The following is a 15690-nucleotide window of genomic DNA, read 5'->3' on the forward strand; positions in this document are numbered from 1 at the left end:
CCCTATCTAGTACTACTTCTACGACTAAAGAACCACAATATACCAACAAATACCAAGAGAATCATAATAATCATTAAAAAGTACAGCCAAGATAAGGCCGATGAATAACCAAAGCCGGTCTCAATTTGAAACATATTGGCTTGAATATGATCGATAACTTCATTTAAGCCTGAGACGGAATACATAACGGTTGTGTAGATAATATTAACCAGAATCATGGGATACAAACTAGGTAACGTAATCTTCCAAAAAGCTTCCCAGCCCGAAGCCCCATCAATCGCGGCTGCCTCGTAAACCTGTTTATCAACTTTTTGCAAGGCTGAAATAAAGATTAAAATTTGGACACCTGAAAACCACAATAAAATGATGATATTATTAACAATGTAAGTTATCACACTGCCTAAAAAGCTTCCCATCTGGGTAGTTAGAAATATATACAGTGGATCGGTATCTACAAAAGGAATCGATGTGATGCCTAAGCCAATTAATTTATCTAAAACTGGGCCACTAGAAATGATTACCGGTAAAAAATACAAGGTTCTAAAAAAGCCTTTAAAACGAATGGGTTGGTTCAAAAAGACAGCAATAATTAACGCTAAAATAACAATCAATGGGACTGCGATGAATATCTCACGTAGGAAATTCACCATCCGATTAATAAATTCAATGTCACCCGTGATTGCTTGCTGAAAATTTTGAAATTGCACGGGCTGTGTTTGGATACCCGTTGAAGTAATCCGTACCGAATGAAAACTTAAATAGATGGAATAGACAAATGGAAAGAGTGTCAAGATAGCAAAACCAATCATCCAGGGTGAAATGAACAAATAACCTTTGAGATTTGTTAGCCTATTAAGTTTCTTATTCAATGGATTCCTCCCCTTCCATAATTAAATAATCGCTGGCTCCTACTTCAATATCGCCTAACAAGTAGGCTTCATTCGTATAATTGACAATAATCGTCGTGCCATTAGAATAACCGACTTCAACCACCCCATTAGCCAATAATTCACGCTTCACAATAGATGCTGTTTGCGTTGCTTCATAAACCGGTAAGTAAGCTTGATAATAGTGTTGCACCATATCATACCAGCCATCCGCTTGCGTGGAATACAATTCCCGTGAAGGCGTTTCAACCAAGCGAATCGGATCCTCTTGGGTCAAGATAAATGAAGGATAAGCCCCGTATTCGATATTCCGCAATAAGTTTTGCGTTTGATCCGCCGAAAAATTGGCAAATGGCGCATAATAATTCACATAACCTTTCAGGACAATTTGCATAAAGGGCACGACATCTGAAAAATAGGTATAATTTGAATGTGTCATTGAAATATCATAAATACTGCTAGCCCACTCCCAAACATAAGCACTCGCATCATAAAAAGCTAATTTCTCACCCATGCCTTGACTTAAATCGGCCACTAAGGCTTGATGAAGCCGTTTAGTAACTTCGCGGGTAAACGCATCCCCTGAATTATAGCTAGCAAACAACTCACGCCCTAGCTGATCGACGGCTATGTGCTCCATATGATTCGCTTCAAACTGAGCGATGTCACGCATAGCTAATTCATAAGCCCCATTAGGTAACATTAAATGAACTGGGGAACTACCTTTAAGGACTTCAATATCTTGCGAATTGACTTGCTGAGCATAGTTGTTCGCTCGAACCCCACTAGGCACGGTATTGGCTGACAAATAATCGGTGTAAAAATACATCTTTATGTCGTGTTCCGCCAAGTCGGCTTGAATAGTTTCCAAGTCATTAGCAGAACCTAATTGGCTATCTAGAGGAAATTTATTAGGGAGGTTTTGTGACATCCCGCCATGATTCCACCCCCGATAAACCACCGTTAAATTCGTCATTTTTTCATCCAAATACGTTTGTAAAATCGCATCTAGCTGCTCGACCGTCGTCATTGAAATATATGCGTCGAAAATTAAGCCGACTTCCGTTTCGCCTCCTAAAAACTCCAACCGCATCATCGAGTCACTGTCTTCTAAAGGACTCAAAACCCCTTTTTCAACTAAATATCGTTGATAATCCACGGCCATACCGACATATGACGCCTCTTCTTCGCTTAAGAAGTGATAGTGAAGGTCAACATTAAAGCGATTCATGACGTTAGTATAACGATTTATCGTTTGTGAACCACTACTATTCGTGGGTTGTTGATACGTATGCCGATAAAGAAAATTACTTGTTACCCAGTTAAAGTCAGTGGCTAAACCGGCCACTTGGGCTTCAATTTGGGCATAGCTGTCACCATCGTTAATGATAGCGAGCATAGCGTGTTGTCCGTGTCCATGAACCGCCCCAAAGACGGGCATACGGACACGTTCTGGATATTTAATTTCGGGACTCAACTGTAAAACATTAATACCCGCATCTTGACCATAAACACGCGACAAGTAAGGCGAACGCATTAAGTTGTCATTTTGATAATTAATCAAGGCGCCTGAGCCATCGGGAACAAAAATATAACCTGGAACGCTCGCTTCTTTAGTTGCCCCTAAGAAAGGATAAACCGTAAGTTGCACTAGACGGGCATTTTCATTTTCGACGATATTACCAGCGGGCACTCGTACGGAAATCCCTTGATCATTTAATTCAACGATTAAGCGTAAACGCAGTTCGGATGGGAACACAATATCCGCTTGGAAGCCGGTGTCTAAGGTGTGTAAATCAATCGTCGTTCCCTCAGATAATATATTTTCAGTCATCGTTTGATTGTTAGCTGTAATGATTTCGGCTGTTACAGCTGAGGCTACAAAAGCCTGCCAAGTTGCATTCAAGCGTTCTTCTTCCATATTATCTAATGTAGAAGCCCAAAGATAGTCATCGGCTTTATTGACCACTTTAATAGCTAAACTTGCTGGATTAACATACAAGATAAACGCCTCATTTTCAGCCATGCGGTCAAAACCGTCTAAATTGCCATTGTATTGTGTGATGCGGGCATCGTCAGTGTCGATGAGGCCACTATCGACATTCTCTTCGATGTCATCTTCCGTTAAAATCGCTTCAATGTCGGTCTCACTCTCGTCTCCTATAGTAGGTATCGATAAGTCTGATGCGTCTTGTGATAAGGACTCACTTTGTTCTTGCCCCATAACCCTTGTCACGCTTATCTGGCTGAGCAGCACAAACACCAACAGATAACGACAGATATTTATTTGAATGGTTTTAAACACGTAGACTCACCTCCCGGATAATAGAATCAACGAAGTCATATATTTGCATCAATAATAAATAGATTACATATGCAACAATTAAGAAAACAAAAATTAGGAAAAGTGTCACCACGATATTTCGGACGGTTTCCCAAAAAGTATAATTATGGATTTCCTTAATCATCATAAACAAGAGAAACAAAGTATATAGAACTAAAATCAGCAAGAATAATTCATACACAAAGGCTTCGTTATAGGTGAAGATATTAGACATGATAATCAGCGGAATCCCACCCATTAAGAAGGGACTAAAGGCATAAGCCGTTCCAATGATTAGCTGTTTGACTGTCCCTTCACCATCGGTAATGGTACTGACCAGATAATTCATGGAAATAAAGAGGCCCACGGCAAAAATTAAAAGCATGATGATAAAGAGGATATTCAGCGAATCGGTTAATTGGGGGTTAAAAAGAAAACCCGTGAAATAGTTGTAGAGAACAAAAATAGCTATCAGTAAACCGTAAATAAGCATAGCCGTTGGAATCGAGCCAATTCGTCCGATGGTAATCTCATAAAAGACATCGACCGGGCGGGTCAACACCGTTCGCAAAGAACGCAGATCCATCTTAAGGTTTGACGTCGGTTCGGGATTAAGAAAGTCATAATTGGATGAAGCTCCCTCAAGCTTCGTTGCTTTTGTCGGTTTTTTGACAAAGCGGCGATACAACCAACGGAAAACAAAGAAAGCGATAATAATCGCTACCACAACAAAGGCATAGCTTTGTAACCAATCATTCCGAATTTCCCAATAAGCTTGCGAATAACCGTAATAGGCCTTGCCTAATTGATAATGGTCACGTGCCTCTTCAAAGCGTTGTTCGGTAAAAAGGGCATCCCCCATCCCATTCCGCGCAAAAACAAAGGATGGATTCAAATTCAACACTTCTTGCCAATAAGTAGCACTCTCCTGATAACGGCCATCTTCGTAGAGGGCTAAGCCCGCATGAATTTCGCGCGCAAAGGCCGTCGCCGAAAACCGTTGAATCACACCACCTTCAGCATCTAAAACATATAATATCCCATCGTCATCGACTTCAATCGCTGTCGGTCGAATAAATATCCCCAGCCGTTGAGTGGTCGTATCTTGACTCCCAAAGTTAAATAGTAGCACGCCGTAACGGGTAAATTCACTGATAATCCCCTCCGATGTCAGCACATAAAAGCGATTTTGTGGACCAACGGTCACATCAATCGGATTTACGGGATTGTACAAATTATCCAGCATGTTTTCACCAGCGATATTTAGTTTCTTGATACTTTCGTTCGTTAAAGCGGATGTCACGGTATATACAGCCCCTTCGGCATCCATGGTCACATTAGTCGGTGCGGGCGGTAAGTTACTAAATACCCGTGCATTCATGGTGTCCGTTAAGAAGATATCTCTTAAGGTCTGGATTAAACCCGTCGCTACCGAGTTAGCTCCGAAGAAGCCTAGAAATTCTCCGGCTGCATTCAACTGAATTAAGCCATTCGTGGACCCTTCCCCTACAATATATAAATTACCCCGAACATCCACGTGTAATTTAACCGGACTAAAAGGTGTTTTAGCACCAAATAAGGGACTGGTCGGGCGTTCAAATGCTTGTAGCAGATTGCCTTGGGGATCAAACTTGAAAACCCGTTGCGCAATCCCATCGGCAACATAAATATTACTGGCTTGGTCGAGGGCAATACCGGTAGGTGTCATAAAGACATCTTGACCAAACTGATTGACTAAAGTGCCATCTTTTTCTAAGATAATTACTTGGCGTGCCCGCGAATCAATGATATATAATAAATCATTCGCAATCACCATATCTTCAGGCAATTGTAAGGCTTCATTGGTAATCACATCCACCGGTGCATAGGCATCTTGTACTTGAATCAACTGATTATCCGCTGATAAAGAATAGGTCCGTGATGTTGATTGGGCATTAATGGTTAGGGGATTAACTAAAGCAGTGATAGCCACTACTAGAACCATCAACCAAGGAGAAATTTTCTGCATGTTAAGTCCTCCCCTACTTAATACCAGAATGGGCCATCGTATCCATCACTTGTTTTTGCATGAAGATAAAGATGACTAAATTCGGTACAAACATAATTAAAGCGGCCGCTGCACTCATCCCTTGTCCAGCCACAGTATTTCCTTGTTGTGAAGACAACGTACTCATATAAAAGGCAAAGGTTTTTAATTCTTCATTATTAATATATAAATCACTGACTTCCACATTATTCCAAGTCGCTTGGAAAGCTAAGATAGCCACGGTAGCGATGGCGGGTTTGATCATGGGTAAGATGATTCGAAAATAAATCGTTAAATCCGTTGCCCCATCCACAACCGCTGCTTCAATGATTTCATCGGGTATTTGATCAATAAATTGTTTAATCAAGAATAGCCCAACAGGCATCGCCAAAGCAGGTAATATATGTGCCCAAAAGGTATTAATTAAGCCTAAGTTTTCGATGACTAAGTAGCGCGGTATGGCTACAGCAGTCGACACAAACATTAAGGCTAAGGTATTTATTTCAGAAATAACATACTTGCCACGGAATTCTTTTTTAGACAGGGCGTAACCTGCCATCGTGCCTACGATAATGGTTAAAACCACCACCACTGAACAAACCACAATACTATTGAAAAGATACCTCAGCATCGGTGTTGCATTTGAATTGGCACTACTAAATAGATTGCGGAAGTTTTGCCAAGTTGGATTTTGGACGATAAATGTTGGTGGAAAGGCAAATAATTCATCAATCGGTTTAAAGGCATGATTAAAGATAAATACAATCGGTAATCCCATAAAAATCGCTAAGGGAATTAATACAGCATAAAACTTTAGTTGACTACGATGAAATCGTTTTGGATTAATTTTCATTCCTTGAAATGAAGCCATGCTTACCTCCCCTTTCTAATCCGGTCCAAATAGTCGATTAGCCACACGCGAAAAGCCATAAATAAGTAGTAATAGCAGGACTGAAATAGCCGCTGCATAACCCATCTCATAACGGATAAAGCCATAATCTTCAATATGGTTAACCATTAATTGCCCTGCATATTGTGGGGTTGGGTTGGATCCCGATAAAGCGACACCAATATAACCCGATTGAAAGGCATTAACCACGGCCATCACCGCTCCAAATAACATTTGCGGACGCATCGCAGGTATAGTAATGTAGACAATTTCTTGAAATCGATTACTCAAGCCATCAATATAAGCTGCTTCATACAATTCAGGATTAATGTTCAAAATCCCGGATAACATGGCTAAAAAGCCAACCCCCATACTTGACCACAAGGACACGATAATCATAATATTCATCAAATGATCCGGTGATTGTAAGAACTGAATCGGTTGTTGAATGATATCAAACCGCATCAATAAGCTATTTAGGTAGCCTGAAGCATCCCCACTAAAGATAATGGTCCACAAGACCGTCATCGCTACCCCCGCTGTCATCGAAGGTGAGTACATGATTAATGCTAAAAGATTGCGTGGCCCTTTAGGGATTTGGGCCAACATCCAGGCGACCATAAAGGAAATGACATAACCCCCTGGTCCCACGATGATGGCAAACTGCAAGGTATTCGGTAAAACATATTGCATAAAGACTTCGTCTTGGGTCAGTAAAGTAATATAATTATTTAGGCCTGCCCATGTTGGAAATTGAATCGCATCAAAGTAAAAGAAGGACAAGAGCATGGCAATTAAAACGGGCACAATAATAAAGATAGCAAATAGCAAGAGGTAAGGTAAAAGAAAGCCCCAAGCTGTTCTTTGATTGCGTGTACTAGCGGATGCTGCCATTTTAATCCCCCCAACTTTCAACAGTTTCCACGGTTGGAATCCGATATGGTTTGACGACTTGTTCATTTTCTAAATAGCCAAATTCAGTCATTTTTTTACGAACTTCACGGTCAGCATAAACGGAACTCCTATCCACCGTTGCCCTTAAGTTAGAACCGTAAAAGACAACATCTGACCAAACATTGGAAATTTCGCGTTCGATCATATAGGAACCTGGAATTTTGGGCACTTCTCTTAATTGTTCCCATTGTTCTAAAATAATCGCTTTATCTTCTTCCGGCCAAGGTAGTTGGCTAAAAGCCTCAAGATTAGCGGTGTGCCACATAAATTCAGGGCCATAAGCCGTTTGAATTTCTGAAGCAAAAGCAATTTGCACATCCGCACTTGTCCACCATTTTAAAAATGCCCAACTTTCATCTTGATGTTCGCTTTTATTAAATATCATTGCGGTTTGAGCCGAGCCTGTCGTTTCACGATTGACAGCCCCATCTTCTTGTGGAATCCCCGGATACAAGGCTAATTTCCATGAGTTTCTAATTTCAGGCGCTGCTGAGGTTAATTGAACATAGGTTTGGAAATTGGAAATACCAATAGGTAATTCGCCGTAGCGGAAAGAATTATAGAAATTAGGGACTTGTAGCGGAATACTATATAAGGTATATAAATCGGTCATAAATTTAATGCCGGCTAAGGATGCCTCTGAACCGATAGCGGTTGACATACCATCTTCAGCATAAATTTCACCCCCAAATTGATAAATAAAAGGTGCGGTAAACATAAAGGGTTTCATCCCAGCCGTGCTGGATAAAGGGATATAAAAATTCATCCCGGCTCTTTGCAACTCAGGTAAAATGTTAATGACATCTTGCCAGGTATTAGGAATAGGCAAACCTAACTGTTCCATAATATCTTCCCGGTAAAACAAAACATAAAAGTCTTGTGTCTCTGGTAAGCCATAAGCTTGGTCATCTAACATTAAAGGTAAAAAGGCCCCAGGTGAAAACCGTTGCGATACCTCATCAAAATCCTCAAATTGACTTAAGTTTAAGGCGGCATTTCTAATGGCTAATTCAAAAGGTTGTCCCACACTGACCCCCAAGGCCACATCTGGTTGTTGATTGGCTGAATTAGCTAAAATAATTTTGGATTCATTGGGCATAACGGATAATTTCACATCAATCCCTGTTTGTTGCGTAAACTCGCGGTCAACCATGGCTTGCATAATTTCAACGTATGGTTGCGACCGTCCGACCCAAACCTCGATGGTTCCCTCTTCCACATCCGATATATCTAAACTTGGTTGGGCAAAAGAATAGTAAAATTCCTGAGCTTTACTCGTTAATGTATCTGTCCAAGACGCCGTCGCAGCTGGCAAGTCTGCTTGGGCTTGATGAACAAAAATTTGGTCTAATAATAAAGGTCCCTTTTGCAATTCAACGATTAAGTTTCCCATGGCTTGCGTAATCGAGCCGGTCCCTTGTGATAATTCACCTAATTTGTTGGGTAAGTCGTTGGGGTCTTCTTTCAAGGTCCGTAAACGATTAATAATCACTTGTAACGTGACTTGATCAGGTGAGGCTGCTGCTTGATTATAAACGTCATCTAGTAGGGTATAATCTGCTTCTAATTGGACTATCCAACCATCAAAGCGCTCAATTAAATCAGGCATATAGTCCATAATTTGCCAATCCCGGTTGGCATCCACGCGGTTACCCGTCAATTGACTTAACTCAAGGCCTAATTGATTTATTTCTTGCATCATTTGCGTCAAACTGCCGATAACCGGCGTCATGGGTGAGACATCCACTTCAAGGCTTAATTGATTTGTCCCTGCTTCTAAATAAAATTCATACGGCACCCCTTGGGAATCCGTCAAGGTTTGATTCTCCCACTGATCGCTCGGGTTAATGCGATAATGTTGCATTTGGGCAAAGGGAATTGCCCCATTCAAATAAATATTTCTGAATACCGGTGCTTTTTGTTTATTTCTTTGGATACTCTTAAGCGTTATCTGATACAACCCCGCTTCAGGGACTTCTATTTCCCAAGTAACCCTTTGGCCACCACGTTGCCATGAATCGCCACCAAAGGTGTTTAGCAAGTTGCTCGCAGGATCATAGGGATGCACAGCGATATTTTTTTGTGCTATGGGTCTGATATAGGAGTCTGATTTAAAGGCTGGTTTCTCGGCTTCGACCGTTAGTAAGGTTTCAGCTTGGTTAGTCGCGTTAGTCGCGTTGGTTGAAGTAAATTGCGCAAGGTATTCGCTGTAATCCAACAATTCAACCGGTGTTTGCAAGCTTATCTGTCCCATTAAAAATTCACCGGATTGATGGATAATTTCAAGGGTGTTTTCGCCGGCATTCAATGGGATTAAAAGCGGATTGGCTTGCTCAAAATTTGGGTCATACATCAACCGCGTGTTCCATTGATTTAAAGCAACTTGTGCCGGAATCATTTCATTACCATAATTATTAACCGGAAAGTCATCCGTCGCATTCGTCCAAAGCGATTTTGCAATGACCCGTCGGCTTTCATAATAGGGATACTCTCCATTCACTTTTAGTGCAAACTCTGGTTCGATTAAACCTTCATTTAAACGATAATAGTCAAAACTTAATTGATAAAGACCCGTAGCGGGAACCTCGATTTGGAGGGTTGTTTGCTTTCCATCCGCCAAATGGACGACAGCGTGTTCGTAGCCAAAAGCGTCTTGCTTTTCCCAAACATCAGCGGTAGATGCCGGTGTTTGGTCGGCTAAGAAAAAGCTTTCCTGGAAATCTAGGGGACCTAGTTTAAATTCCGCTTGCCATTGGTCGATAATCTCTGCATATGAAGGTTCGACTAAAGTGGCTACTTCATTCGTTTGAGCAGACACACGGATGAGTGTTTGGGTACTAATCATCAAAAGTAGAAGAAAAGTAGACAGAAGGTTTAAGACATAAAATCGCTGATGACACGTCATCCTAATTCAATCCTTTCTTATAGATTGTTCCATTCAATTAATAGCAAAAAAGCCAACTGTCTTTAGATAGATGCCTATACCGATAATCTTTTGTCGTGAGCATTCATCAGCGATTGTCTCCTCAGATTAGGTTTAGGTCATCGATTATCTAAAGTACAGCCAGCTTTACTCTTTTAATTAAATATCATTGTTTTGGCCAAGTTTATTGAATAGCCTCCATGGCTTGAACCGCTTCATCATGAGCCGCTTGAGCTAATTCTTGTAATTGGGCTGCATAGTCTTGGAAATTAACCGTTCCGTTTACAGAGGCATTAATGATGGCGCCGACATTGGCATTTTCATTGTCCCCAACCGAAACACCTGTTGGTGCTTCAAAACGTGATTGGGCATAACCAGGCACAACTTTCAGTGGATCAATCATCGCATTGTCTAATTGTGCAAAGGCTTCGGCAACACCTGGTGCATCAACTAATGACCAGTAACGATCTAAGTTTTCTTGATTAGACGTTAACGGCAACGTATTAAATTGCAAGTTATTTTCTTCAGTTAAGTCCATCCGTGTACTAAAGCCATCGGCACCGAATGACATAAATTTAGCAAATGCATAGGCTTGTTCTGGATATTCAGTATTAGCTGCAATACCTAAAAAGTCATTCACAATCGCATTACGGTCACCTGGCAAACCAATAAATGACCATTCAAAGTTGGCTTGATCAGCCAAGGTGGCATTTTGCCATGTTCCATCATAGTTGAAAGCAACTTGTCCGGAACGGAAAGCTAAACCACCATCATCCCCTGATAGGCTATCCTTGACTTCTTGTGGTTGGTCGGCATACGTAAAGCCATTGGCACCTAAATCACGTGCCATATTGACCCCTTGTGCCATTTCATTTGAATCCAATGAAAATGTCCCATCGGTACTGTTGAAAGTAAACCAGCCAAAATCAGGATTCATTGCACCTGGATACCAGTCAACAATACTTCCTGCTTGCACAATCCCTACATACCCTTGGTTAACATCCGTTGCCGAACGAACCAAATCAAAGAATTCGTCAACCGTGACATTGTCAGACATTTGCAAATTAGCATTATTTAATAAATCATGATTTACATAGTAACCCAGTAAATGTGTCGCAAACGGCAAGGCATAGACACGGTCATTCACTTTTGTTGCATCAATGGTTGCTTGCGGTATTTCAGCAAATTCTGCATCCGCTTCTGCCAAGTCAGTAATATCCAATAACCACTCATTAGTATAAGCGGTTGGTATTGAGTTCAACATAAAGACGTCTGGTAAATCACCTGCAGAAGCCGCTGTTGCCAGTGAACCGGTCCAGTCACTCGTATCAATGTTTTGATCAATAACGACCTCTACTTCATCTTGCGAATTGTTGTAAGCTTCAATCATTAAACGCTCAATATTGGCTTCGCCTTCCGTTCCAAAGTTCCAGTTCGCATAACGTAATTGAATGCGGTCTTGTGCCGAAACTTCTGGAGTGAATACAGGCAATGCAGCAAACGCAAGTAAGCCCACGGATAGACCAACCGCTACTTTAGTTAACATCTTTTTCATATTTTTTCCTCCTAAAATGGATAAAAATTTACTGCTTTTCAACTGGCTTAAGTAACATTCCGACATCTCTTTTTTAAATAAATATCACCCTTTAGAAGCAGGGGTATTTATTAAAATTAGACAAAAAAGGCGTGAAACACGATAAAACATTGCTACAACAAACTTGATGATTGTTATGGCAAAAAAACGAAACGTTTAACTAAAATAAGTATAAGCGTTTACATTATTTTTTACAACTATTTTACACAGGAATTTTATAATTTTTTGATGAGAAAGTTTAAAGTATGTTGCATAAGCTTTTTGAAGCAAATTCATCGCAATTTTGTGTGTTGGGGGGTATGATGATTAAGTTAAGTATTTTATTAGAGGAGTGATTTGAATGAGTCAAAAAATGGTTCATGCAGAAAATAAGGCTAACTACGTCGTTACCGCCACGGTCGATCATTTCGAATACACCTTAGACTTTGCTGAGCGCAACCCTGATAAAACCAGCGTCGGGACTACCCCAACGGGTCTATTAGTGGCCGCTTTAGCAGGGTGTCATTTGATGACCGCGCGGTCATTTTTAGTGGGACGTGAATTGGATTTTACTGCGTTAAAAGTCGATATTACCGCCGATTTTGACCACAAAAATTTCGATTGGCGCATGACCGCCGATATCAGGTTGCAAACGGACGCTAAACTCGATGAACGCCAAGTAGAAAGCCTGAAGCGATTTATCCACAACCACTGCACCGTCTCAAATGTCTTAAGTCACGGTAACACCTTAAATTTAGCGATTGAGTTGGTTTAAGTGGAGGATGTTGGTGGTTGGTTAGCGAAAGGTGGTGTTATAATAGCGACTGTTTTTCCAATGATGGAATCTTCTAAAGTAAAAATTAAAATGATGGCGCAGGAATTTGTTGGGTTATATGGAAGTGGGAAGTGAGTTACCGTCAGTTTATGATAGACCACCGTTGGAATGGAAGAAATTTCACAAAAATTATTAGCCAAATGCTTGGTTTGGGTCATTGTTCGGCTAGCAGTGGCCAGAATAATCATTTTAAACTAACGATTTCTTAAAAAACTTAAATTGAGATGATTCATCGAATAGAATCAGCCTATTATCACGTTGATGCACCGCAAACAACCGCTCGTTCACTTCCCGCTTACGGTTAAGTGGAACGAACTCACTTAGAATATTCCACTTAATGAGGTATGTGGAACGAACTCGCTTAGAATATTCCATTTGTGGGATTATTTTGGCACATTGCATCATACTCTCCAATTTTCCCTACGAAATATATGGATTATTCGTCTGAAGTACCCACTTATTATGCTCGACTCATGGCGCTAGCTGATTCGAATCATAGTAAGCGGGAAGTGATAAGCCGACTCTCAATGCTCATCTAAGTTATTGTCACATGGAAATATCTGAGTGACAATAACGTTTTCTCATTTACCACTTCACTTTTTAATCCGGATTTTGGGCAGAATCAGCTTATTCTGTCCTTTTTTACTTGGATTTTGGACAGAATCAGCTTATTCTGTCCTTTTTTACTTGGATTTTGGACAGAATCAGCTTATTCTGTCCTTTTTTACTTGGATTTTGGACAGAATAGGCTTACTCTGGTCTTTTCCTAATCTAGCAGATTATGGCTATTCTGTCTTTTGCTACTCGAGCAGATGACAGATTATGGCTATTCTGTCTTTTGCTACCTGAGCAGATGACAGATTAAGGCTATTCTGTCTTTTGCTACCTGAGCAGATGACAGATTATGGCTATTCTGTCTTTTGCTACTCGAGCAGATGACAGATTAGCTTTATGCGGTCACGAAAATGAGTCATTTGATGACCGATTCGCTTTACTTGACGTCCGCTCACGCTCATAAACGATTGCGCATAAGTGAGAAATGAAGAACGGGCCTATCCCTAAGTTGAATTTTATTGCTTGCTTGCTGATGAGGTACGCGCCTAATAATGAGGTATCTTCTTAAAATTATCCTAGTTTAGTATGATGAAATCATCAACAATAAGGAGCGATGATAATGATCGATTTTACTGTACCAGAAACACTTTACTTGATGCCTCAATTCTCTCCAGGAAACCAAGCACTTCAACGACTCTTAGCCTTGATTCAATCGAGTGCCGTTTTTGTACGCGATAAGTCAGCTGCTTATCTATTTTGTAATAGTAAGAAAAAGGTCTTACGAATTATCTATTGGGATGGTCAGCGTTTTATTGAGCTGATTTATCGTATAGATGGCGGCGTCTTCCAATGGCCAACGACAGAACCAAAATTTATGGAAATTTCTCTCTTTCAAATCGAACGATTATTACGTGGAGATAGCTTGAATCCACCGCTAAAATCTTCTTTTATTTTCAACGATTAATCGCTATATTTACTAGTAAATATACCATGAATATGGTACAATAAACTTAGTGAAAAGAGGTGATATTCATGACAAAAGAAGAATTAGAAATCTTAGAAAAAAATAAAATTATTGAAGAACAAGCCTTGGAAATTAAACATCTCCAACAAGACTTAAAAGTAGCCAATGATAAGACCGATGCGTTAGCCCTTCAATTAGAAGAAATGACACAAAAAATGTTACACTTCCAAAAATTATTGTTTGGCCGTAAGAAAGAAACACATGTTCCTAATGGACAGGCCGCTGCTGACACGGGTGAGGCAACGAACGGATCATCAGGTGACACGAGTTCTAACGAGTCAGATGATGAAAAAAAAACAAAAGTAAAAGGCTACACCCGCCGAAAAAAATCCGTCGGAAGAAAAACTGAGATTCTAGATCAATATCCTCAAAAGGATATCAATTATTATTTATCTGAAGAGGAACAGGTGTGTCGTGATTGTCATCATTCTCTATCGTACGTCGGGTTAGCGAGTATCACGCGTGAACTCAAATTTATCCCAGCTACTTTAGAATGTATTAATCATCGTCAACACAGCTATAAATGCGACCACTGCTCGTCTCAAAAAGATACCGATCAATTTGTTAAATCGAAATTACCCGCGCAACCCTTTAAGAATAGTTTTGGTTCTGCTTCGATGATTGCCGAAACTGTTTATCAAAAATATGAACTTAAGGTACCCGCTCACCGCCAAGAACAACACTGGCGTAAATTAGGGTTCCCTTTATCCCGCACATCTATTTGTCGGTGGCATATTGATGCCAGCAAATATTATTTAGGGTTTATTTTCCAAGCCTTTCATGCGGAACTTCAAAAACAAGATATTGTTCATGCGGATGAAACTACTTATCGTGTCCTTGAAAGCAAGAAGAGCCGAACGTATTACTGGGTGCTTCACAGTTCAAAACACGTGGAAAATAAAGTCATTTGTTTTTCACATCACGATGGGCGTAGTGGCAACTTGTTTAAAGATGTCATTGGCAATTTCCACGGGACCATCCACTGTGATATGTATGTGGTCTATCGAAATGCGAGTGACTCCTCTGACGACCTCGAACTCGCTGCTTGTTGGGCACATTTACGGCGAAAATTTCACGAAGCCAATGTGGTTATCAAGGGACAAGGGGAGACGCCGGTTAGCGAAATCATGGAAATGATTAATAAAATCTTTGAAAAAGAGCGTGAATGGGCGTCATTATCGATTGTGGATCGACTTAAAAAGAGACAGAGGATTCTCAAAAAATTATTTAATGAGCTATTCACTTTTATCGACCAATGTGCCGCTAATGGTAATCCCATTGGTAAATTTAGTGAAGCGCTTGTCTATGCCCAAAATCATCGGACACGATTCTATACGGTTCTAAACGATGGACGTCTAGAGTTAAGTAATAACGCTGCTGAACGCGCCATACGAACTGTGGTCATGGGGAGAAAGAACTATCCATTTGCGGCGACTTTTGATGGTGCCCAAGCGGGGGCTGTTCTTCTCTCACTGATTGAAACGGCTAAGCTGCATCGCGTGGATGGGAAGCAATATATTGAATACTTACTTACCCATCTACCGAACATCATCGATATAACAAACGCAGATTTAAGCCGCTATCTGCCTTGGACCGATGAGATCCAAGAAGCGTGTGGGCTTAAAAAGGTAATTGGTGATGCTGGTTATAACAAAGCAGCCTGATATCAAACCACCTAACCCAGATTGTTTATCTGTCTGG

Annotated in this window: 10 protein-coding genes; 3 read left to right on the forward strand and 7 right to left on the reverse strand. The window is 40.6% G+C overall.

The annotated features are described in order from the left end of the window. Positions 1 to 2 precede the first annotated feature (2 nt). The 7 genes from NRE15_RS04885 to NRE15_RS04915 form a co-directional block, all read right to left on the reverse strand. The gene (locus NRE15_RS04885) at positions 3 to 869 is read right to left on the reverse strand and encodes a carbohydrate ABC transporter permease (protein ID WP_313794482.1); all 867 of its coding nucleotides are present in this window, start codon (positions 867 to 869) and stop codon (positions 3 to 5) included. Then, the gene (locus tag NRE15_RS04890; RefSeq protein ID WP_313794483.1) at positions 862 to 3192 is read right to left on the reverse strand and encodes a DUF5696 domain-containing protein; all 2331 of its coding nucleotides are present in this window, start codon (positions 3190 to 3192) and stop codon (positions 862 to 864) included. The genes NRE15_RS04885 and NRE15_RS04890 overlap by 8 nt, the downstream gene beginning before the upstream one ends. Continuing rightward, the gene (locus NRE15_RS04895) at positions 3185 to 5218 is read right to left on the reverse strand and encodes a YIP1 family protein (protein ID WP_313794484.1); all 2034 of its coding nucleotides are present in this window, start codon (positions 5216 to 5218) and stop codon (positions 3185 to 3187) included. Before NRE15_RS04895 ends, NRE15_RS04890 begins: the two co-directional genes overlap by 8 nt. 13 nt (positions 5219 to 5231) lie before the next feature. Further along, the gene (locus NRE15_RS04900; protein ID WP_313794485.1) at positions 5232 to 6107 is read right to left on the reverse strand and encodes a carbohydrate ABC transporter permease; all 876 of its coding nucleotides are present in this window, start codon (positions 6105 to 6107) and stop codon (positions 5232 to 5234) included. A 15-nt stretch (positions 6108 to 6122) separates the two neighbouring features. Beyond that, on the reverse strand, positions 6123 to 7019 hold the full coding sequence (locus NRE15_RS04905) for a carbohydrate ABC transporter permease (RefSeq protein ID WP_313794486.1): 897 nt from the start codon (positions 7017 to 7019) through the stop codon (positions 6123 to 6125). A gap of 1 nt (position 7020) precedes the next feature. Continuing rightward, entirely contained in the window at positions 7021 to 9984 is a 2964-nt protein-coding gene (locus NRE15_RS04910) for an extracellular solute-binding protein (protein WP_313794487.1), read from the reverse strand. A 202-nt stretch (positions 9985 to 10186) separates the two neighbouring features. Continuing rightward, positions 10187 to 11557: an ABC transporter substrate-binding protein gene (locus NRE15_RS04915; protein WP_313794488.1), complete on the reverse strand. Its 1371-nt coding sequence runs from the start codon at positions 11555 to 11557 to the stop codon at positions 10187 to 10189. Positions 11558 to 11936: 379 nt separating this feature from the next. Between NRE15_RS04915 and NRE15_RS04920 the strand changes: the two genes are divergently transcribed. The 3 genes from NRE15_RS04920 (at position 11937) to tnpC (ending at position 15653) form a co-directional block, all read left to right on the forward strand. After that, a complete protein-coding gene (locus tag NRE15_RS04920; protein WP_313794489.1) occupies positions 11937 to 12350 on the forward strand; it encodes an OsmC family protein in 414 nt (137 codons plus the stop codon). A gap of 1234 nt (positions 12351 to 13584) precedes the next feature. After that, the gene (tnpB, locus tag NRE15_RS04925) at positions 13585 to 13929 is read left to right on the forward strand and encodes an IS66 family insertion sequence element accessory protein TnpB (protein WP_313792953.1); all 345 of its coding nucleotides are present in this window, start codon (positions 13585 to 13587) and stop codon (positions 13927 to 13929) included. A gap of 68 nt (positions 13930 to 13997) precedes the next feature. Beyond that, a complete protein-coding gene (gene tnpC / locus NRE15_RS04930) occupies positions 13998 to 15653 on the forward strand; it encodes an IS66 family transposase (protein ID WP_313792952.1) in 1656 nt (551 codons plus the stop codon). Positions 15654 to 15690 lie beyond the last annotated feature (37 nt).

The organism is Fundicoccus culcitae (assembly GCF_024661895.1).
Taxonomy (GTDB): domain Bacteria; phylum Bacillota; class Bacilli; order Lactobacillales; family Aerococcaceae; genus Fundicoccus_A; species Fundicoccus_A culcitae.